The 21,595-nt window shown below is 46.3% G+C and carries 20 protein-coding genes and 2 pseudogenes; 14 read left to right on the top strand and 8 right to left on the bottom strand.

Going from position 1 to position 21,595, the window contains the following annotated elements; genetic code table 11:
- The first annotated feature begins 40 nt into the window (after positions 1-40).
- Together Q0Z62_RS06290 and Q0Z62_RS06285 are read left to right on the top strand one after the other, a co-directional pair.
- Entirely contained in the window at positions 41-745 is a 705-nt protein-coding gene (locus Q0Z62_RS06290) for an AzlC family ABC transporter permease (protein WP_298052289.1), read from the top strand.
- On the top strand, positions 742-1,095 hold the full coding sequence (locus tag Q0Z62_RS06285; RefSeq protein WP_298052287.1) for an AzlD domain-containing protein: 354 nt from the start codon (positions 742-744) through the stop codon (positions 1,093-1,095). Before Q0Z62_RS06290 ends, Q0Z62_RS06285 begins: the two co-directional genes overlap by 4 nt.
- A gap of 8 nt (positions 1,096-1,103) precedes the next feature.
- Here the strand turns inward: Q0Z62_RS06285 and Q0Z62_RS06280 are convergent, their stop codons facing one another.
- From Q0Z62_RS06280 to xth, 5 genes are read right to left on the bottom strand one after another with little or no spacing between them, the layout of a single operon-like run.
- Positions 1,104-3,374 (bottom strand): bifunctional (p)ppGpp synthetase/guanosine-3',5'-bis(diphosphate) 3'-pyrophosphohydrolase, encoded by a 2,271-nt coding sequence (locus Q0Z62_RS06280; protein WP_298052285.1) that lies wholly within the window; start codon positions 3,372-3,374, stop codon positions 1,104-1,106.
- Between the two features lie 25 nt (positions 3,375-3,399).
- Positions 3,400-3,603, bottom strand: a complete 204-nt coding sequence (gene rpoZ, locus Q0Z62_RS06275; RefSeq protein WP_269901909.1) for a DNA-directed RNA polymerase subunit omega — start codon at positions 3,601-3,603, stop codon at positions 3,400-3,402.
- A gap of 39 nt (positions 3,604-3,642) precedes the next feature.
- Complete coding sequence (gmk, locus tag Q0Z62_RS06270; protein WP_269901910.1) at positions 3,643-4,293, bottom strand: guanylate kinase; 651 nt, start codon at positions 4,291-4,293, stop codon at positions 3,643-3,645.
- Positions 4,294-4,302: 9 nt separating this feature from the next.
- Positions 4,303-4,635 carry a hypothetical protein gene (locus Q0Z62_RS06265; RefSeq protein WP_269901911.1) on the bottom strand — a complete coding sequence of 111 codons (333 nt, stop codon included), beginning with the start codon at positions 4,633-4,635 and terminating at the stop codon, positions 4,303-4,305.
- A 29-nt stretch (positions 4,636-4,664) separates the two neighbouring features.
- Positions 4,665-5,444, bottom strand: a complete 780-nt coding sequence (gene xth / locus Q0Z62_RS06260; protein WP_269901912.1) for an exodeoxyribonuclease III — start codon at positions 5,442-5,444, stop codon at positions 4,665-4,667.
- A gap of 233 nt (positions 5,445-5,677) precedes the next feature.
- Here xth and Q0Z62_RS06255 point away from each other — a divergent pair, with 233 nt between their 5' ends.
- From Q0Z62_RS06255 to Q0Z62_RS06210, 10 genes and pseudogenes are all read left to right on the top strand, one after another.
- The gene (locus Q0Z62_RS06255) at positions 5,678-5,827 is read left to right on the top strand and encodes a hypothetical protein (protein WP_269901913.1); all 150 of its coding nucleotides are present in this window, start codon (positions 5,678-5,680) and stop codon (positions 5,825-5,827) included.
- Positions 5,828-5,906: 79 nt separating this feature from the next.
- Positions 5,907-6,659: a spermidine synthase gene (locus Q0Z62_RS06250; RefSeq protein WP_269901914.1), complete on the top strand. Its 753-nt coding sequence runs from the start codon at positions 5,907-5,909 to the stop codon at positions 6,657-6,659.
- A 179-nt stretch (positions 6,660-6,838) separates the two neighbouring features.
- Positions 6,839-7,807, top strand: coding sequence for an ABC transporter substrate-binding protein (locus tag Q0Z62_RS06245; RefSeq protein WP_298052279.1), 969 nt, complete (start codon positions 6,839-6,841; stop codon positions 7,805-7,807).
- A gap of 66 nt (positions 7,808-7,873) precedes the next feature.
- Positions 7,874-8,764 carry an ABC transporter permease gene (locus Q0Z62_RS06240; RefSeq protein WP_269901916.1) on the top strand — a complete coding sequence of 297 codons (891 nt, stop codon included), beginning with the start codon at positions 7,874-7,876 and terminating at the stop codon, positions 8,762-8,764.
- A gap of 6 nt (positions 8,765-8,770) precedes the next feature.
- Positions 8,771-9,565 carry an ABC transporter ATP-binding protein gene (locus tag Q0Z62_RS06235; RefSeq protein WP_298052276.1) on the top strand — a complete coding sequence of 265 codons (795 nt, stop codon included), beginning with the start codon at positions 8,771-8,773 and terminating at the stop codon, positions 9,563-9,565.
- Positions 9,566-9,708: 143 nt separating this feature from the next.
- Entirely contained in the window at positions 9,709-10,926 is a 1,218-nt protein-coding gene (locus Q0Z62_RS06230; RefSeq protein ID WP_269901918.1) for an efflux RND transporter periplasmic adaptor subunit, read from the top strand.
- 5 nt (positions 10,927-10,931) lie between these two features.
- Positions 10,932-14,084: a multidrug efflux RND transporter permease subunit gene (locus tag Q0Z62_RS06225; RefSeq protein WP_298052270.1), complete on the top strand. Its 3,153-nt coding sequence runs from the start codon at positions 10,932-10,934 to the stop codon at positions 14,082-14,084.
- Positions 14,085-14,092: 8 nt separating this feature from the next.
- Positions 14,093-15,514: an efflux transporter outer membrane subunit gene (locus Q0Z62_RS06220; protein WP_298052267.1), complete on the top strand. Its 1,422-nt coding sequence runs from the start codon at positions 14,093-14,095 to the stop codon at positions 15,512-15,514.
- Positions 15,511-16,220: pseudogene (locus tag Q0Z62_RS06215) on the top strand (pyridoxine 5'-phosphate synthase). The gene Q0Z62_RS06220 and the pseudogene Q0Z62_RS06215 overlap by 4 nt, the downstream one beginning before the upstream one ends.
- Positions 16,221-16,236: 16 nt before the next feature.
- Complete coding sequence (locus Q0Z62_RS06210) at positions 16,237-16,809, top strand: nitroreductase (protein ID WP_269901922.1); 573 nt, start codon at positions 16,237-16,239, stop codon at positions 16,807-16,809.
- Position 16,810: 1 nt separating this feature from the next.
- Here Q0Z62_RS06210 and cueR read toward each other — a convergent pair whose 3' ends face one another.
- Both cueR and Q0Z62_RS06200 read right to left on the bottom strand, forming a co-directional pair.
- Positions 16,811-17,233 carry a Cu(I)-responsive transcriptional regulator gene (cueR, locus tag Q0Z62_RS06205; RefSeq protein WP_269901923.1) on the bottom strand — a complete coding sequence of 141 codons (423 nt, stop codon included), beginning with the start codon at positions 17,231-17,233 and terminating at the stop codon, positions 16,811-16,813.
- On the bottom strand, positions 17,230-19,497 hold the full coding sequence (locus tag Q0Z62_RS06200) for a cation-translocating P-type ATPase (RefSeq protein WP_298052264.1): 2,268 nt from the start codon (positions 19,495-19,497) through the stop codon (positions 17,230-17,232). Before Q0Z62_RS06200 ends, cueR begins: the two co-directional genes overlap by 4 nt.
- A 173-nt stretch (positions 19,498-19,670) precedes the next feature.
- Here Q0Z62_RS06200 and Q0Z62_RS06195 point away from each other — a divergent pair, with 173 nt between their 5' ends.
- Complete coding sequence (locus Q0Z62_RS06195) at positions 19,671-19,874, top strand: heavy-metal-associated domain-containing protein (protein WP_269901925.1); 204 nt, start codon at positions 19,671-19,673, stop codon at positions 19,872-19,874.
- Positions 19,875-19,929: 55 nt separating this feature from the next.
- Positions 19,930-21,309, top strand: coding sequence for a dihydrolipoyl dehydrogenase (locus Q0Z62_RS06190; RefSeq protein WP_298052261.1), 1,380 nt, complete (start codon positions 19,930-19,932; stop codon positions 21,307-21,309).
- A 76-nt stretch (positions 21,310-21,385) separates the two neighbouring features.
- On the opposite strand, the pseudogene Q0Z62_RS06185 reads toward Q0Z62_RS06190, so the two are convergent.
- Positions 21,386-21,595 (bottom strand): annotated as a pseudogene (locus tag Q0Z62_RS06185) (SCO family protein); the annotation flags it as partial.

Below are 21,595 nucleotides of genomic sequence, written 5' to 3'. Positions count from 1 at the left end.
TATGTGGATTCATGTAGGGGTTTTGATTTGATTCCCTAACATGACAATACGTAAAGAAGTAGGTCAAGGTATCGTCGCTAGCAGTTCTATTATGCTGGGGTACTTTCCGGTAGCGGTCTCCTTTGGAGTAGCAGCGGTTAGCGCGGGTATAGAGCCTTGGCTTGCTGTGCTCATTTCGGTCTGTATTTATGCCGGAGCCAGTCAGTTTATTTTATTGCTCTTGATCGCAGAGCAAACACCAGTAGTTAGTATGATGTTGATTGTCATCGTGGTGAATTTGCGGCATTTGTTTTATGGTCCGGCATTATTAAGTCAGTTTGGATCTGAACCCGGACCTAAGCCCTATGCATTAATGGCTTTTGGTCTGACCGATGAGGTATTTGCGGCGGCTAGAGCTAAAATTGATAACGTGGCGAGTGGCAGCAAAGCCTATTGGTATTTGGGGCTGCAGGTTGGGGCGTATGGCGCGTGGGTAATGGGCACCGTTGTCGGGGCATATGTGGCGACTGATTGGTTAGCCTCGCATCCTGTTTTACAACAGAGTCTTGCTTTTGTTTTACCCGCTTTGTTTTTTGCGTTGTTGTTAGATATGGTGGATCAGAGCCATCGATCGATGCTGCTGTGGGTGGCGGGTGTGACAGCTCTTTCATTGATTGTATTGCCGGCTCATAGTAGTTTAATTGTGGGGATGCTGGCAGGCAGTATATGGGCTGTTTGGCCTATTCGAGCAAAGGATCTGGTATGACTGGTTGGCAGATTACCATTTTAGTAGTGGGGGCGGGCCTAGGAACCTATTTATTGCGTTACTTACCTATGCGTTGGTTTGTGCAGTTGCAGTCTGTATTTCAGCAGCCCCTTTTGCGTGCAGCGCTGGTTGCATTGGGGCCAGCAGCTATTGTTGCTTTACTTGTGGTGTCTTTGGCGGGCTTAATTCAATTTGATACAGTGACTCAGGCCCAGTCTGACCTATTGCGTATTGCTGTTGCCCTATTGGGGATTTGGTGTAGCCATCGTTTATACAAAAACACCATAGTCGCTACCTTTGTGGGGGTATTGATCTATGGTGTGATGATACTGTGGCAGGGCACGCTATAGCTTGATTGCTAAGAGTTTGCCCCTTTAACACGTACAATTTTTTGTACCTGAGGTACTTGGCGCATAGAACGAATGACCTGAGCCAAATGATTACGACTATCTACTTGGATAGTTAGATGTAATAAGGCGGCAGCGCCATCCTCATCAGGCATCGTGAGGTGTAAAATATTAGAGTCTGCATCCGTAATCGTTGCAGCCAGACGACCTAGTACGCCACGCTCGTTGAGCACAGTCACGTCAATGCGTGTGGATAGATGTCTAGCGGTTTGATTATCCCAGATCACGGGAATCCAACGCTCACGCTCTTTGGCTTGTAAACGCTGGGCAACGGCACACTCAGCCATATGCACAACTAAGCCATGGCCCATACGTATGCCACCAATGATGGCATCCCCTGGCAGCGGGCCGCAGCACGGTGCGAGCTGCACAGCTTGACCCTCATTACCATGAATGACAATAGGGGCTTGAGTATTAGAGTTGTACTCGTCGACTGCCGTTGCTGTGGTCTCTAGTAATGGGTTGTCGGAGGTAAAGCGGCGTGCTACTACGGCTGCTAGGCGTTTACCTAAACCAATATCAGCGAGAATTTCCTCACGAGAGGCAGCCCCGGAATTTTTTGCTAAATTATCCCACGTCGGGTTATTGTCTTCGGGCATGTCAATACCAAGCTCAGTAAGTGCTTGTTTAAGTAGACGCCGCCCAAAGGCAACTGATTCTTCGTATTGTACAGTGCGCAAATAATGACGGATCTCAGAGCGAGCTCTACCGGTGCGTACATGGTTGAGCCATTGTGCGCTGGGGCGGGCCGCAGGTGAGGTGATGATTTCAACTAAATCACCGCTTTTTAACTCGCTGCGTAAAGAAACGAATTCGTTATTTACCTTGGCGGCGACGGCATGATTACCAATATCAGAGTGAATGGTATAGGCAAAATCAATAGGAATCGCGCCTTTAGGTAAAGAGATGATCTTGCCGCGAGGCGTATTGACATAGACCGCGTCAGGGAATAAGTCGACCTTAACGTGATCTAAGAATTCGCTGGAGTCACCCGTTTGACTCTGGATATCGAGCAATGACTGCAACCAACGGTGTGTGCGTTTTTGTAGTTCATTGAGCGATACGTCTTCGTTTTTGTATAGCCAATGTGAGGCTACCCCTTCTTCGGCAACATGGTCCATTTCTCGGGTGCGAATTTGAAACTCTACCGGAGTGCCATAAGGACCAATCAGCGTAGTGTGTAGCGATTGATAGCCATTTATTTTTGGGATGGCAATATAGTCTTTGAATTTTCCGGGTACAGGACGATAGAGTTGGTGCAAGGTTCCTAAGGCTAAATAGCACTCAGGTAAGGTATGCACGATAATGCGGAAACCATAAATATCTAAGACGTCAGAAAAAGATTTTTTCTGCTCAACCATTTTACAGAAAATACTGTAGAGGGATTTTTCACGCCCAGAGATATCCGCCTCTATGCCCGCAGCAGGTAATGCATTTTGTACCGAGTCGGTGATTTTTCCTAGGGCATCACGTCGATTGCCCCGTGCTGAGAGTAGCGCTTTGTGTAAAACGCGATAGCGATTTGGGTGAATGGCTTGGAAACAACGGTCTTGTAATTCACGGAACAACGCATTGAGACCTAGTCGGTGCGCAATGGGCGCATAGATCTCTAGGGTTTCTTTGGCAATACGGCGTTGCTTTTCAGGACTGACGGCGTCCAGAGTGCGCATATTGTGCAACCGGTCTGCCAGTTTAATCAAAATCACCCGCACATCGCGAGCCATAGCCAGCAGCATTTTCCTGAAGCTTTCGGCTTGTTGTTGGCTCTTGGTCTCGAATTGCAATCGCTCTAGTTTTGAGACGCCATCCACGATTTCAGCAACATCAGTGCCAAATTTTTCAGCTAATTCTTGTTTGCTGACATCTTGGTCTTCGATGACATCATGCAGTAAGGCAGCCATGAGTGATTCGGCATCGAGTTTCCAGCCAGCACAGATTTCCGTCACCGCAATAGGGTGAGTAATGTATGGCTCGCCACTAGATCGAAACTGGCCTAAATGGGCTTCATCGGCTAATTTATATGCCTCGCGTACACGCTCTACATCGGCTTCTGTTAAATATTTGCTGATGATTTTGGTTAAAGGGGCAAGGGAGGCAATGGTGTTTTTAGCAGGGGCGAGCTTAGGCACGGAAACCGCGTTTTTACGCCGACCTATACGAGAGCCTTTTTTAAGTACTGCAAGTAAGCCTGAAGAGGCGCCTTTGAGTGTAGAAAATGCCATTGCCTGTCCTTTATTGCTGCCTGGATTAGGTGGGTACTTTACGTAGCATTTCTAAGCCAGTCGCGGCCGCTGCGATTTCACGCAGAGCAGTTACGGTTGGCTTGTTTTTGCTTTCAAGGCGTGGTTCGTGGCCTTGGGCTAATTCGCGAGCGCGGTAGGCGGCAACTAATGTTAAGTTAAAGCGATTTGGGATCTGATCTAAGCAGTCTTCGACCGTAATACGAGCCATAAGGGTCTACCTGTAAATAAAGTTGGGACAATAAGATAATTATAGTAAATCTGCGGCCACTGATGCGCTAATCCCAAGCTGATTAAATAAGTCAGCATGGCGTTTGGCTTGTTCGGTAGTGCGCAAACGGCTAGTTTGAATAATTGCCGTTAACTGAGTTAATGCTACATCAAAGTCTTTATTGATAATAGCATATTGGAACTCGCCCACATGAGCCATTTCTCCGCCCGCTGCTAACAATCGACGAGCAATCACAGCATCATCGTCTTGACCACGCTTACGTAAGCGCTGCCCAAGCTCTTCAATGGAAGGGGGGAGAATAAAAATGCCTATGGCATTGGGAAAATGCTCTCGTACCTGACGAGCACCTTGCCAGTCGATCTCAAGCAATACATCAAGGCCTTGCTCTAGTGCTTGGCGTACTGGCTGGGCTGGTGTGCCGTAGAAATTGCTATGGACCTCAGCGTGTTCGAGTAAGTTATTACTATCACGTAAGCGATTATATTCTTCAGTGCTCACAAAATGATAGTGTTTTCCATTTTCCTCGCCTGGACGGATGGGGCGAGTAGTACAGGAAATGGAAAGCATAATACTTGGTTCTTGGGCCAGCAGCGCATTGACTAGACTGGATTTCCCTGCGCCGCTTGGCGCTGCGACTAAATAGATATTACCTGTGGGCTTAACAGACATGGAAGTCCTTTAGTGATGTTTAGTTTGACCGGCACTAATACCGAATTGCTTTAAGACCTCGTCTTTGGTGGCGATGTCAAAACAGAGAAATACGATGGTGTCGTCAGCATTTAAGTTTTGGCTGACATCATCAATCATTGCACTCGCATCTTGTGGTTGGGCTACTGCCATGACATGGATGTCGCCATCTGCTTCAAAACGCTCTTGAGGCACAATATCGGCCACACGATCAATGTTTGGTTCGCTGACAACCACATAGGCTTGGACAGGGCAATCATCTAAATACACATGAAGCACTGCACCATCGTCAAGGGTTGCGAGTAGTTGGTTGGTAGGGCTCATAAAGGCCTCCGCTTAGTTTGAAGTTAGAGCTACAGATCAAACTGCACAATAACAGGAGTATGGTCGGAAGGTTGCTCATTAGAGCGCGGTGTTTTATCCACCACGCAGTTGACGCAGTAAGGAACTAAGGCGTCGGAAATGAGAGCATGGTCAATGCGTAAGCCGGCATCACGTCTAAACGCACCTCGACGGTAATCCCACCAAGAGAAACCGGGAGACTCAGTGTCAAAGAGACGGAAAGCATCGTGTAGCCCTAAGTCGATCAGTTTTTGCCATGCGGCTCGCTCTGCGGGTGAAACGTGGACTTTACCTTCCCATTTTTTTGGGTCATGTACATCTAAATCGGTGGGTGCGACGTTGTAGTCACCCAAAATCATGAGGTTTGGATAACGACTTAGCTCATCTTGAAGCCACTCATGGAGGGCGGCAAACCAGTTCATCTTATAGACATACTTATCGCTTTCTAGGTCTTGGCCATTAGGGCAGTAGGCGCTGATGACCCGTAGGGGGCCTTTAGGGCTGTCGTAAGTTGCTGCCACAATGCGTTGTTGATGGTCTTCAAACCCAGGGATGTTGCGTTGCACGTCTGTGCCAGTTGTTTTGCTAATTAAGGCGACACCATTATAAGTAGGTTGACCCGCCCATTGGGCTTGATAGCCTATTTCCTCTAATGCCTCTAGGGGGAATTTATCCTGGGGGAGTTTGAGTTCTTGTAAGCACAAAACATCAACGGGGTTATTTTCTAGCCAGTCAATTACTTGTGGAAGCCGCACACGTAATGAGTTGACATTCCAAGTAGCAAATTTCACGATCATAGCCCTAATTAAGCAGTAAAGAATGGATTTTCGAGCAAATAATTTTAGCTAGATCATAACCGATTACACAAAAAAATTAGCTGAAAACTAATTCAATCGTAAGAGCATACATTTAAAAATATAGCTAAGTATTTGTATTTATTTGATTTTTTGTTTTGTTTTTGGTATAATGCTCTTTGTGTGGGGCGTAAGGGATGCCCCTCTGTTTTTTGGCAGGAGGTGTACAGATGGCTACTAAACGACCAACTCGTCGTCGTCAGCAACTTGAGATCGAACCCTTAAATTGGGTCGCACCCGATGCGCGTAAAGACCAAAGTGACAAACGCGTCGAGCAAGACGAACAAGACCAAGACAATAAGAAAATAGCCGAAAGCTAATTTTTATTGTTATAGAATACTAAACGCGCAGGCATCATTGTCTGCGCGTTTTGTTTTTATATAGATAGGAGGTAAGCAATTGGACTATGACCCGTCCATCGATCTAGATGATGTGACTCTCTCTGAGAGCGATGGTATTCGTTATTTGCATTTTGGTACTGAGTGGATTCAAGGCGCGATGCGCATCGTGCGTCCCCATGATTTGGTTCTAACATATACACAGCAAATGATGGCTTGGCTGTTGTTTCATGAGCCTCAAGAACAAGAAGACATTGGTATTTTAGGGCTAGGGGCTGGGTCGTTGTTACGCTTTTGCATGAAGCACACAACCAGTACCCTACATACCGCAGAGATCAATCCCAGAGTGACGGCCATGTGCCGGTCCTTTTTTAGATTGCCTGAAAATGCGCGGTCACAGATTTATCATCAAGACGCTGAAAAATGGGTCGCCAGTACGGAACACATTGCACGCTATAAGGTGTTGATGGTGGATCTGTATGATGCAGCCGCTCAAGGGCCCGTTTGCTCCTCTGAGGCTTTCTATAAAAACTGTTATCAGTGTTTAGATGAAGAAGGCTTAATGACTGTGAATTTATTTGGTGCGCATCATAGTTATGATGAAAATATTGATCATATAGCACGGGCTTTTAATGGCAATGTTCTGGTGCTGCCCGAGATAGATGAGGGCAATACGGTTGTCATTGCTTTTAAAGGGGATTTTTTAGCTCGTACCACGACGGCGATGTTGATGGATAGGGCGCAAGTAGTGCAGGATCAGTACAAACTACCAGCGCGACGTTGGGCTAAGTCTATCTTGGCAGACCAGCCTTAATTAAAGTGAGATTGAGTTAATCTAAACTTGGTGATTACGATGCGATTATCGTCTGCGTATTGTCAGGTTTTTTTCCAATTAACAGCAGGGTTATTCCCTGAGGCAATTTGTAATAAATCAGGGTAGACTTGTCGGCAATTGCATTATTTGCATACAAAACAATGTTTAGGAGCATCATTATGAAACGCAATAACACACTAAAAACGTTAGTGGGTTTGGCCCTCAGCGCTAGTTTGCTTGCCTCTACTGCTGCCTTTGCGCAGACGGTGTCTGTGTCTTCTATCGTAGAACACCCTGCCTTAGACTCGGTACGTGATGGCGTGAAAAAGGCCTTGAATGACGCAGGTTACACCGAGGAAAAAGGCCTAAAGTGGCAATTTCAGACAGCCCAAGGTAACACGGCAATTGCAGCTCAAATTGCTCGTAAATATGTAGGCGATAAGTCAGACGTTATTGTGGCTATCTCTACTCCCTCTGCTCAGGCAGTTGTAGCAGCGACTAAATCCATTCCTGTTGTTTTTTCTGCGGTGACAGATCCGGTTGCAGCACAATTAGTGTCGTCGTGGGATGCATCAGGAACTAATGTGAGTGGTGTTTCTGATATGTTGGTTTTAGAAAAACAATTAGAGCTCATTAAAAAAGTCGTCCCTAATGCGAAAAACGTTGGTATTGTTTATAACTCTGGCGAAGCTAACTCGGTAGTCGTCGTAGAGCGTCTGCGTGAATTACTTACTGCCAATAATATGGCTTTGGTCGAGGCCACAGCAGCCCGTACTGTAGACGTGGGTGCAGCGGCCCGTAGTTTAGTGGGTAAAGTTGACGTCATTTATACCAACACGGATAACAACGTGATTTCTGCTTTTGAAGCCTTAGTTAAGGTCGGTAATGATGCAAAAATCCCAATTATTGCATCAGATACGGATAGCGTAGCGCGTGGTGCCATTGCCGCATTAGGCGTTAACTATTACGACTTAGGCGTACAGACCGGTAATATGGTGGTACGTATTCTAAAAGGTGAAAAAGTCGGCAATATGGCCTCTGAAACCAGCGATAAACTAGAGTTGTTTGTTAATCCTGGTGCAGCAGAAAAACAAGGTGTGACCTTAGATGACGCGTTCATCAAGTCAGCCACAAAAATCATTGAATAATAAAGACACACCCTAACAGGCTGCTCTACCCGGGCATGCCTGTTTTTTTTACGAGCTGACACACAAATGTCTATTTACTCATTATGGGGTGCACTAGAAATTGGTTTGATCTTTGGCCTAGTGGCTTTAGGCGTACTTATTTCTTTTCGTATCCTTCGCTTTCCCGATTTAACCGTCGATGGTAGTTTTCCTTTAGGTGGAGCAGTCGCTGCCACATTGATTAGCCAGGGTTTTGATCCTTTTACCTCTACAATAATAGCGACAGGCATAGGTGCTTGTGCTGGGGTGATTACAGGGTGGCTCAATGTGCGATTAAAAATCATGGATTTACTTGCCAGTATTCTCATGATGATTGCCTTGTATTCCATTAATTTGCGCATTATGGGTAAACCGAATGTGCCATTAATTATGGAGCCCACGGTCTTTTCGGTTTTACAACCCGAAAGCCTGAGCGATTATGTGGCTCGCCCCTTATTATTAGTATTAATTGTGATCGCAGCTAAGCTCGCTTTAGACTGGTTTTTTACAACGCAAAAAGGGTTGGCGATGCGTGCTACAGGTTCGAATGCGCGTATGGCCAGAGCCCAGGGCGTAGCAACAGGTAATATGATTTTGCTAGGCATGGCAATCTCTAATGCATTGGTTGCTTTAGCCGGGGCCTTATTTGCTCAGTCGCAGGGTGGGGCAGATATTTCGATGGGGATTGGTACGATTGTGATTGGCTTAGCGGCAGTCATTGTGGGCGAAAGCATTCTGCCTTCTCGCCGCTTAGTCTATGCCACTTTAGCGGTGATTATTGGTGCTATTTTGTACCGATTCTTTATTGCTCTGGCTCTAAATGCTGACTTTATTGGCTTAAAAGCACAAGATTTGAACTTGGTAACGGCAATCTTGGTTACAATAGCGTTAGTCATTCCTTTACTGAAAAAACGACTACGTGGGGGACGCAAAGCGTAATCAATTATGTTAAGTGCAAAAAACTTACGTTTAACGTTTAACCCGGGGACACCTATAGAAACTCAGGCTCTTCGCGGAATGGAACTAGAGATCCCCAGCGGTCAGTTTGTAACGGTAATCGGCTCAAATGGAGCGGGCAAATCCACATTTTTGAATGCGGTATCAGGAGACCAAGAGGTCGATTCAGGTACTATACTGATTGACGATAAAGATGTAACACGCATGCCTGTGTGGGAAAGAGCACAATACGTAGCTCGTGTATTCCAAGATCCAATGGCAGGCACCTGCGAAGACCTCACCATAGAGGAAAACATGGCTTTAGCCTCTAATCGTGGTACGCGTCGTGGTTTGGCGGGTGCGGTTAAGGCTTCGATGCGGGAGGAATTTCGCACTCGACTTGAAACATTAGGTTTGGGTTTGGAAAATCGTCTTACAGATCGTATTGGGTTATTATCAGGAGGGCAGCGTCAGGCTGTCAGTTTGTTAATGTCTGCTATGCGTCCATCGCGTATTTTATTGCTTGATGAGCACACGGCGGCATTAGATCCTCGTACGGCTGATTTTGTGTTGGCCCTTACAGAACGTATAGTCAGTGATGGCAAATTAACCACCATGATGGTGACTCACAGCATGAAGCAAGCCCTAGAGGTCGGTGATCGAACTGTGATGCTCCATCAAGGTCAGGTTGTTCTTGATGTAAGTGGACCTGAACGGCAAGGTTTGCAGGTTCCGGATTTGTTAGCCATGTTTGAAAAAGTCAGGGGCGAAACCATAACTGATGATGCTTTATTATTAGGCTAATTCACTTATACTAACCATCGGCACCTTCTGGTGCCGATATGCATTTGTTTTATACTATTTTTAATCTTATTTTTAATTCGTTTACCGTTTAGGTTATGTTTTGTTTAGCATACCTAACCTGTCTGAATAACAGGAGCTTATCCATGTTTAAAACCCGCCATTTGGCGTGGCGCCCGCTACGCGCTGTTTTGTTTTCAGCTACTTTTTTGTTGGCTGCTTGTGGTGAGAAACCTCAACAACAAGACATGGCAGGCATGAAAGTTCCTGTTAGCGTCATACAGGTTCAGCCCGAAGTCACTTCAATTTTTACTGAATTACCTGGGCGCGTAGAGGCCATCAAAGAGGCTCAGGTGCGTGCACGAGTCACTGGGATTGTAACGGCCATTAATTTTGATCAAGGCTCAGAGGTCAAAGAGGGGGATTTGTTATTTACTATAGATCCAGCCCCCTATGAGGCCGTCCGTGATCAGGCTGCTGCACAATTGAAAAACGCTCAAGCTGAACTGGGTACTGCTAATGCACTAGCACAACGTTACAGTAAGCTCATTAAAGAAAATGCAGTAAGTCGTCAAGATTACGATACCGCAATGGCTGGCTCTAATCAGGCACAGGCTGCAGTGGCTGCTGCTAGAGCCACACTAAAAGCAGCGGAAATTGATTTGGGCTATACCAAGGTGACAGCACCGATTTCTGGGCGCATTGGACGTGCCGAAATTACCGAAGGTGCATTAGTTAATGCTGCCCAAGCCACGCATTTGGCAACCATTCAACAACTAGATAGTTTATATGTAGATATAACTCGTCCTGTGGGCGAGGTCATGGCATTACGTAAAGCGATTGCCGATGGCACATTGCGATCTGATCCAGATGGGGCAGCTAAGGTCTCAGCTGTGCTTGATGATCGTTCTATCTACAGTGAAACCGGTCGTCTTTTATTCTCTGGTGTTTCCGTGGACCCGACGACAGGCCAGCTAAATATGCGTGCTGTTTTCCCTAATCCAGATCAGCTTTTATTGCCTGGTATGTTTGTACGTGTACGAGTAGAGCAAGGGGTTGATGAGCAAGCCTTACTGGTTCCCGCTCAGGCCGTGCAGTACGCCGCAAATGGGGCAACCTCATTGATGCTCATCAAAGAGGGGGCGGTGCATGCTAGTCCAGTCAAGCTAGGTAATGCCGTGCAAGGACGTGTGATTATCAATGATGGTATTCAAGCGGGTGATACGGTTATTGTCGAAGGCTTCCAGAAAATTGGTCCAGGGGCTCCGGTGCAACCTATACCTTGGAAAGGCGAGGCTCCTACGCCAGCAAAGCCCGCCACGGATGCTCAGCCAGAAACATCCTCTACTGCTGATAATGGATAAGACTCATGCCACAGTTTTTTATTGATCGCCCTATTTTTGCGTGGGTGGTTGCTTTAGGGATTACGTTATTAGGCTTATTGTCTTTGCCTAATATGCCAATATCACAATATCCCGAAGTAGCGCCTCCTGCGATTTCTATTACTGCTACCTATCCTGGAGCTTCTGCGGATGATGTATCCAGCTCTGTAGCCAGTGTGATTGAGAATGAATTAAACGGTGCTAAAGGCTTACTTTACTACGAGTCCGTGAGTGATTCGTATGGACAAAGTGAAATTAAAGCGACCTTTGAGCCAGGTACCGATCCTGACATGGCGCAGGTTGATGTACAAAACCGAGTGTCAAACATTACCGCAACCTTACCCGCAGCCGTTGTGCAACAAGGTTTAAAAGTTGAGCAAAGTAATACGGGTTTCTTATTGGTGGTGGCCTTATCATCTGAGGACGGAGGCCTAACTCAAACTGAATTAGCCGATTACATTAAACGTAATGTGCAAAATGCGGTGTCCCGTGTACCAGGCGTAGGTAAGTTTCAATTATTTGCTGCAGGCAGAGCCATGCGGATTTGGGTCGACCCTGAAAAACTCGTTAGTTTTAACTTGAGTATGTCAGAGGTTAATGCCGCGATTGCACAACAAAACGTGCTTGTTTCTGCTGGTATTTTAGGCTCGCCCCCGAATGCATCAGAACAACGGGTAACAGCCCCTATTATCGTGAATGGGCAACTGCGTAGTGCCGAAGAATTTGAAAATGTGATTTTGCGCTCCTTTGCTGATGGTTCTTCGGTACGCGTGAAAGACATTGCTCGAGTAGAGATAGGTGCAGATAACTACCAGTTTGGTGCTCGTTTAAATGGTAAAACCACAGCCGCTTTTGCGATTTCTTTGTCACCTGATGCCAATGCGCTTTCAACCGCTAAAGGGATTAAGGACAAAATGGAAGAACTGAAAGCGTTTTTCCCGGCAGGCATTAAATACGATATTCCTTACGATACCTCACCCTATATTGAAACCTCTATTGAACAGGTAGTGCACACGCTACTAGAGGCGATGTTGTTGGTGTTTATCGTGATGTTTGTGTTTTTACAAAATATTCGCTACACCTTGATTCCGGCGTTAGTAGTACCTGTTGCTATTTTGGGTGCTCTGTCGGTAATGAATTTACTAGGCTTTTCCATCAACGTGCTCACTATGTTTGCCATGGTTCTAGCTATTGGTATTTTGGTGGATGATGCGATTGTAGTGGTGGAAAACGTTGAGCGGATTATGGCCGAAGAAGGTTTGTCTCCCAAAGAGGCAACGAAAAAGGCGATGCCACAAATTAGCGGAGCGATTGTAGGGATCACCCTGGTCTTAACGGTGGTGTTTTTGCCCCTAGCATTTATGTCGGGCTCAGTCGGTGTGATTTATCGTCAGTTCTCGGTTGCTATGGCTGTGTCCATTATGTTCTCAGGCTTTTTAGCGTTGACTTTTACACCTGCTTTATGTGTGACGATGCTTAAACCCATCCCTAAGGGCCAGCATGGCGTTGAGCGTCGTGGCTTTTTTGGTTGGTTTAATCGTTTCTTTGGTGCTATTACCAAAGGGTATACCGGCTTTATTGGTAAGAGCTTGCGTGCCGTAGGCCGCATGATGTTTGTCTATTTATTGCTCGTGGTGTTATTGGGCTGGGCATATATGCGTATGCCAACAGGGTTCTTGCCCGAAGAAGACCAAGGCTATGCACTAGCGAATATCGAATTGCCTGCTGGTTCTACTTCAAATCGTACCGTAGAGATTATTGAGCAAGTCGAAGGCTTCTTTAAGGCCCAACCTCAGGTAAAAGACATTATTGCGGTTCAGGGCTTTAGCTTTAATGGTAATGGTTTGAACTCAGCGATTGCTTTTGTGACACTTAAAGACTTTAAGGATCGAAAAGGTCCAGCTGACTCAGCTCAGGCAGTATCTGGTAAGGCCATGAAAAACCTCTTGTTCGGTCTACCCGATGCCATGGTGTTTTCAATTGTTCCCCCAGCAATTAGCTCTTTAGGCAATGCGTCTGGTTTCGATATTCGCCTAGAGGACCGAGCAAATCACGGTCATACGGCTTTATTACAAGCATCACAACAGTTATTGCAGTTAGCTTCTCAAAGTCCAGTATTAGCGCAGACTCGCATCACAGGTTTAAGTCCAGGTCGTCAGTGGAACTTAACGATTGATCGAGAAAAAGCAGCGGCTCAAGGTGTAAGTTTCGACGAGGCTTCTAATCTCATCGCGACGGCTTTAGGCTCAGCATATATTGGCAAATACACCAACTCTGGTTGGGTAGAGAATATTTGGGTACAAGCTGATGATCGTTTCCGTATGAATATCGAAGACGTGATGAAGCTAAATGCTAAAAATAACGAAGGCCGTATGGTTCCCTTGAGTACGTTTGTGACAGCTTCGTCAGAACAGGCGCCGGTACAAATCGTACGTTACAACAGCTACGAGTCTGTACGAATTGGTGGTGCTGCGGCTCCGGGCTACACCACTGGTGATGCCATGGCTGAAATGGAGCGTTTGATTGGTGAATTGCCAGCCGGTTTTGGTTTCGAGTGGACGGGTCTGTCTTACCAAGAAATTCAAGCTTCTGGTCAAAGTGCCATCTTAATGGGCTTAGCGGTACTGGTTGTTTTCATGGTATTGGCGGCGCTGTACGAAAGTTGGGCAATTCCCTTGGCTGTAATGCTTGCGGTTCCTTTAGGTATGCTCGGTGCAGTGCTCTTGGTGTCTGCGAAAGGGATGGCAAATGATGTGTACTTCCAGGTTGGGATGGTAACGGTTATTGGCTTATCTGCTAAAAATGCGATTCTAATTATTGAATTTGCTAAGGACGCAGTAGCCCGTGGTGGAGATATGATTGAGTCAACCGTAGAGGCTGCTCGCATGCGTTTCCGACCAATTATTATGACCTCATTTGCCTTTATTTTAGGTGTGACGCCATTGGCTTTGTCTTCTGGTGCTGGGGCTGCGAGTCAGAACGCGGTAGGTTTTGGGGTGTTAGGCGGTATGTTGGCTGCTACGCCACTAGCTGTATTGTTTGTACCTGCGTTTTTTGTAGCAGTATTGAAAGTATTTAAAACCAAACCTCGCTTATTAGGTGCGCAAGCCCAAGAAGGGCAAACGGGAGGACAGGCATGATAGTTGGAATGAAATCCGGTTTAACAGCACTAGCAACGGCTTTGGTATTAGCAGGGTGCTCATTTGCCCCTACCTATGAGCGGCCTATGGCTCCAGTTGCGCCACAGTTTGATCATCAAAATGCAGCGGATATAGATCAAGATTCAGCAAAGCTCGATGCCCTGGGATGGCGTGAGTTTTTTGCTGATGCGCATTTGCAAGGGTTAATTGAGCAGGCGTTGCTCAATAATCGAGATCTACGTATTGCTGTGGATCGTATCGAAGAGGCTCGTGCCCAGTATGGGATTGCACAAAGTGATCAGTTTCCTACTTTAGGGGTAGGAGGTGGTGGGCAGGTGACCCATAACCCATCGGACTTACGTGCAGGGGACGCCTCTATTAGTCGCTTTTTTCAAGCAGGGGTTGGTATTACCTCTTTTGAGTTAGACTTTTTTGGTCGCGTGCGAAATCTATCGCAAGCCGCCTATAGTCAGTATTTAGCGACAGAGCAAGCTCAGCGCACGGTACGAATCAATGTTGTTGCTCAGGTTGCTGAGGCTTATTTTCGCTGGCGTAGTGCTCAGCAAATGTATGACTTAATGGCGTCTACACTCGATAGCCGTGAGCGCACATATAAACTGGTTAATACGTTATTTGAGGTAGGCACTGCATCGGCCTTAGAGCGTCATCAGGCTCAATTGCAGCTTGATACGGTACGTGCTGATATGCAGCAAATGAAGCGTGCTCAGATGCAAGCTTATAATGCGTTGACGCTATTGGTCGGTACGACCATTCCTGAGGACTTGCCTGAGCCAGCCGTGTTTGGCAAGAATCAAATTGTGGCTGATATCCCAGTGGGATTACCCTCTAGCCTACTCGAGCGACGTCCTGATATTTTAGCAGCAGAACTACAGTTACAGGCCGCTTATGCCAACATAGGGGCTGCTCGTGCTGCATTTTTCCCTAACATTTCCATTACGGGTTTATTTGGCTTTGCGAGTCCTGCTTTTAGCTCTTTGTTTGATTCAGGTCGTACCTATTGGCAATATGCCCCCCAAATCACGATGCCTATTTTCTCTGGGGGCGTGAAAGGTGGGCTCGATTTAGCTAAAGCACGCCAAAATATAGCTGTCTCTAATTACGAGAAATCGATTCAGGTGGCATTTAAAGAGGTAGCGGATGCATTGGCGGGCGATGCCACATATAGCCAGCAGCTTGACGCCTTACGTGCGATGGAAAACTCCGCATCAGAGAGCTTACGTTTAGCGAACTTACGCTACGAAACAGGTATTGATAGCTTTTTACAGGTGCAAACGGCTGAAATTAACCTCTATGGTGCTCAGCAGTTATTTGTACAAACAGGAATGGAATCGTTATTAAATCGCGTTCTACTGTACAAAGCCTTAGGTGGTGGATGGCAGTTAGATGCGCAGCAACAGGAGCAATCATGATTGAGTTAGGTGTAAATATTGATCACGTAGCGACATTACGTCAGCAGCGTTTGACTACGTATCCCGATCCAATTATGGCGGCAGTACGGGCCGAAGAGGCTGGTGCAGACTTAATTACGTTGCATTTACGCGAGGATCGACGCCATATCCAAGATGCAGATGTGTATGCTATGCGTAAAGCAATTCGTACCCGGATGAACTTAGAGTGTGCGATTACTGCTGAAATGCTAAAAATCGCATGTGATGTTAAGCCTGAGGATGTGTGTTTAGTACCTGAAAAACGTACCGAACTAACAACCGAGGGTGGGCTAGATGTCATCAGCCATTTTGATAGTGTGCAAGCCGCCGTACAGCAATTACAGCAACACGGAATCCGCGTCTCTTTATTTATTGATGCGTGCACTCAACAAATAAAGCCGGGGCAACGGTGATCGAGTTACATACCGGCGCTTATGCGGATGCGCCTGATGAGGCCACAGCGGCTAAAGAACTAGAGCGGATTCGAGTAGGGGCTGCTCATGGTGTGGCTTTGGGCTTACGGGTCAATGCAGGACATGGTTTACATTATGGTAATGTACAAGCGGTAGCTGCGATTGCGGGTATTGCCGAGCTCAATATTGGTCATGCCATCGTAGCTCAGTCTGTATTTGATGGTTGGGAAAAAGCCGTTCGAGATATGAAAGCGTTAATTCGTACAGCAGGTTAAATTTATTAGGGATCTTATGTCTGTTATTGATGTTCTTTTAAGTCGTAATTCCACTAAGCAAATTGCCGGGCCAGGACCTTCTGAGGACCAAATTCAGCAAATACTAGCAACAGCGATGCGTGCGCCTGATCATGGTCGTTTACGTCCATGGCGCTTTAAGCGCATAGAAGGCCAAAATATTGGTCATTTAGCTGATTTGGCTGTGCATACAATGGCAGCCGAAGGTAAGCCATTAAACCCAACCAAAGAGCAAAATATGCGCGAGTGGTTGGGGCGAGCTCCATTGGTATTAGCGGTGGCATCGTATGTAGATCATAGTAATGAGCGCATTCCTCAGCATGAACGTATGATTGCGACTGGAGCTGCGGTGATGAATATTCTTAATGCAACTCATGCATTAGGTTTTGGTGCCTTTTGGAGTACAGGCATCGGCACCTATACCCAAGGTGTACCAGAAAGCCTAGGCTTTGATGCATTAGAGTACGAGTTCCTTGGTTTTGTTGTCATTGGCACATTAACCGGAGAGCCTACTCCCAAAGAGCGTCCTGCTGTTGAGGACTATGTGACCTCCTGGCAACCTACCGTCTAAATCAGTTATTTGTTTCGGTGTATTTAAGGGGCTTTTCTAAGCCCCTTAATATTGGGCAGTCAGGTCGGTCATCACCATGGCACTGTCGCGCTAAGATACGTAGAGTCTCAGCCATTTCGTGCAGTTGTTTGGCTTTTTCCTCTAGCTCTGCGATATGGCTTTCAGCAAGTTGTTTGACTTGTGAGCTACTACGAGCTGTATCTTGCCAAAGAGCTAATAGAGCCTCCAGTTGCTTAAGTGAAAAGCCCAGCTCTCTGGCGCGAGCTATAAATAATAAGGTATGTAAATCGCGCTCTTGATAGAGTCTATAACCGGCATCATTACGTATGGCAGCCGGTAATAAGCCTTTAGCCTCGTAGTCTCGGATCATTTTAGCGCTCAAGCCGCTGTGTGCAGCAGCTTGGCTAATTGTGTAGTGTTTCATACGGATTTGGCCTTAAAGCCTTTTAAACGTAGGGCATTAGAGACGACAAAGACACTAGAGAAAGCCATAGCTAAGGCGCTATAAATAGGTGAAAAAAGGTGGCCGGTGAGGGCTAATAGTAGCCCAGCAGCTAATGGAATGAGTGCGATGTTATACGCAAATGCCCAAAATAGATTTTGCTTAATATTACGTAGCGTTGCTTGAGAGAGTGCAATGGCAGTACCGCTGGTGCGTAAGTCATTATTTAATAAAACCACATTCGCTGACTCAATAGCTACATCTGTACCCGCCCCGACAGCAATACCAATATCAGCCTGTGCTAAAGCGGGGGCATCATTAATTCCATCGCCTACAAAAGCCGTTTTGCCATAATGCTGCTGTAGCTGTTGTACGATTTTTGCTTTATCGCCGGGCTGTGTTTGTGCATAGACCACATCTATATTGAGTTGCTCGGCGACATAGTGTGCCGTTAGTGTGTGATCCCCAGTAATCATTGCTGTTTTAATGCCTTGAGCATGTAATTGGGCAATGGCTTCCACCGCCTCTGGACGCAGTGCATCTACTACGGCTAATACACCAATAACTTGTTGATTACATGCAATATAGACAGGAGTTTTTCCTTGTTCAGCCAGAGCTTCATAATGCCGTTTTTGTGTGTGGCTGGGGTGAATATCTTGGTTTTCCAATAAACGAGCTGAACCCAAATAGTAATGGAGCGCGTTAATTTCAGCAGACACGCCCATTCCGGTGTGTGTGATCATGTTTTTTGGTTGGCTTAATGCCAAACCTTTATCTTTGGCGGCGGTCACAATAGCCGTAGCAATAGGGTGTTCCGAGTACTGTTGTAACGAAGCAATGTCTGCTAGTAATTGATTTTCATTCACTCCATCATCGAGTAGAAAATCATGCAGCACTGGTTTTGCTTGGGTTAAGGTTCCCGTTTTATCAAAGGCCACAACCCGAGTTTGTGCTAATTGTTGTAAGGCATCTCCTTGTCTAAAGAGAACACCTAGCTGGGCTGCTCTACCGGTCGCCACCATAATAGAGGTAGGTACAGCCAGACCCATAGCACAAGGACAGGCAACGATAAGAACCGCAACGGCATTAACGACTGCATAATTTAAGCTAGGGCCTGCTAACCACCAGCCCAGAAATACCACAGCGGCAACAAGTAAAACGATGGGTACGAACCAGGCGGTGACGGCATCGACTTTGTTTTGTACGGGCAGTTTAGTTGCTTGGGCTGACTCAACCAAACGAATGATATTAGCTAGGGTGGATTGAGATGAAACGTGTGTTGCTTGGATGGTTAGGGTTGCATTGCCATTAATTGTGCCCCCGATGACGGAGTCATTAGGGTTTTTGGTAATAGGCATGGATTCGCCAGTAATCATGGCTTCGTTGACATGGCTTTGCCCCTCAAGCACGATGGCATCGATGGGGATAGCTTCTCCTGCACGTACTAAAATACGATCGCCGACGGCAATTTGATCGATGGGTAAGTCAACCCATTGCTCCTTTCTGTGTACCCTTGCTGTGTGGCTTTGTAATCTGAGTAAGCGAGTAATCGCCTCGCCCGTTTGACCTTTGGCACGTGCCTCTAGGTATTTGCCCAAAAGAATAAGCGTAATAACAACGGCAGCGGCTTCAAAATAGAGGTGATTTGCACCTAGGGGTAAGAGTTGTGGCGTAAATAAGGCCACGATAGAGTAAAGCCAAGCACTACCTGCACCTATAGCCACTAAGCTATTCATATCTGGGCTGCGACTAAATAACGCTCTCATCCCTAGAGTGAAAAAATCACGGCCTGGAAATAAAATAACCAGCGTTGCTAACACAAATTGCCATATCCCTAATTGGGTGGTTGTGATATGGCTGTGTAACCAATGAGCGAAGGGGGGGATGAGGTGGCTGCCCATATCAGTAATAAATACAGGCAGAGTCAGTATTGCAGCAAAAATAAATTGGCGTTTTTTCTTTTGTGCTTCTTTGTTTAATGCTTGTTGTGCGGCAGCCGGTGCGGCGAGTTCATTTTCTGCCGTTAATACGTGCGCGTTGAACCCTTTTTGCTCGATAGCTTTAACCAAGAGCTCCTCTTGAACTTGCACATCGGGTTGTAAGGTCACGTAGGCCTTGGCGTTAGCGAGATTAACAAAAGCCGCCTCTACGCCATCAACGGATTTCAGCGCATTTTCTACATGGCGCACGCAGGCAGCGCAGTTCATGCCGTGTACGGCAAGATTAATACCAGTCGATTGAGTCATGATTGTCTCTGTGTTGTCTATATAGACTCTATTATGAACCTTTGCCTACGGTTAAGGTCAAATAAGACATGGTGGTTTTTGTGGTAGGGTGGTATTTGGGCTTCTTTTGTTTTATACCAAAAAAAAGCATTACATATAGTCGTAAAATAGAGTTTTAATCTAAAGGAAAAATAATGAAACAAGAATTTCTCGTTCCTGACATGACATGTGGCCATTGCGTAAAAATGATTACCGATACCATCCATGAATTTTCTCCGAATGCTGTGGTCAATGCAGACCCTAAAACACATTGGCTAACGGTAGAGGCAAACGATACTGATCCGCAGACCATTATTATGAAATTACAAGTGGCCGGTTATAGCCCGCAACAAGTTTAACGTAATTTTGCTCTAAACCAGTTCCCCCAAAAATGGATGTAAATAAGGAGTCTTTATGCAAAAGCGACACGCTGATGTGGTAATTATTGGTGCAGGTACTGCTGGTATGACCGCCTATCGTGCGGCCAGTCGAACGGGAAAAAAAGCCATTTTAGTTGAGGGTGGGCCATTTGGTACCACCTGCGCACGCGTTGGATGTATGCCTTCTAAATTACTGATCGCTGCTGCCGAGGCAGCGCATACGGCTCGTCATACCGCTGCGTTCGGGGTGCATGTAGATGGGACTATACGTATTGATGGCAAAGAGGTTATGCAGCGTGTCAAAGCAGAACGAGATCGTTTTGTGGGTTTTGTCATCAGTGATGTAGAGGGATTTCCCGCGGATGACAAGGTATTGGGTTATGCCAAATTTATTGATGATCAGACGGTGCAGGTGGACGATCATACCCAAATTAGTGCAAGTAGTTTTGTGATTGCCACAGGGTCTTCGCCGTTCGCTCCACCCGAGTTACAGGCTGCTGGTGATAGACTCATTTTTAATGATGATGTGTTTGAGTGGGACGATTTACCCAACAGTATCGTGGTGATTGGCGCCGGAGTCATTGGTTTAGAGCTAGGTCAAGCCTTAAGCCGCTTAGGTGTGCAGACGACCTTATTAAATCGTAGTGATACGGTAGGAGGTATCTCGGACCCAATGGTGCGCGAGGCAGCGCGTAAGGCATTTTGTGATGAATTTAACTTGCAAGGAAATGCAAAAGTCACTGCTACAGAATTAGTTGGTAATCAGGTTGTTGTGCATTACGAGCAAAACGGTAACGCGCAGCAGGTAAAGGCGGATTATGTGCTCAGTGCAGCAGGTCGTATGCCTAATCTAAAAAAACTTAGTTTAGAAAATACCTCTGCTGTGCTAAATGAAAAAGGTATGCCCGCTTTTGATAAAAATACCTTATTGATTGATAATACCTCCATCTTTTTTGCCGGTGATGTAAATCATTTGCATCCTATTTTGCACGAGGCCGCAGATGATGGTGCCCAATCTGGGAAAAATGCGGCGCAATGGCCAGCTACGCCTGAGCCCGTTAGGCGTCGTGCGTCGATGGGTGTGGTATTTACAGATCCTCAGATCATGAGGGTAGGGGCTGCATATCGTGATTTAAATGAAAATGAAATCCGTATCGGAGAGGTCGATTTCTCAAGCCAAGGCCGTTCTCGAGTTATGCTAAAAAACTGTGGTCGATTACGCGTGTATGCCGATAAATCGACGGATCGGTTTCTAGGTGCCGAGATGCTAGGCCCAGCAGCCGAGCACATGGCTCATTTATTGGCTTGGTGTTTGCAAATGCAATTGACCATAGATCAGATGCTAGCGATGCCTTTTTACCATCCTGTGATCGAAGAAGGGCTACGCACTGCTTTACGGGGTGCTCGTCGTTAAGCTCCTAGACTCCTGATAATGAAAAACCCCATCCTTTTTATGGTTGGGGTTTTTTGATAAGTAAGTCAGTAACAGATTAGGAGTTTAAAAGAGTACGTACCTTTTCAACCACTGTTTCGACTTCTTCGGAGTCAGAGGCTAAGTAACGGGCTTTACCCTTAGCATCAAAAAAATACACGCCGCGGCTATGTGAGACTTCGTAGTCATTCGGATTAGAGGAGCGAGGCTTCTCTATCTGAAAGGCAACCCGATAGCGACGTGCTAAATCAGCAATTTGTTTCTCAGT

Origin of the sequence: uncultured Paenalcaligenes sp. (assembly GCF_947630565.1) — a bacterium.
In the GTDB taxonomy this organism is placed as follows: Bacteria; Pseudomonadota; Gammaproteobacteria; order Burkholderiales; family Burkholderiaceae_B; genus Paenalcaligenes; species Paenalcaligenes faecalis.
The sequence above is the reverse complement of the archived record's forward strand: the minus strand, read 5'-3'. Positions and strand labels throughout refer to the sequence as shown.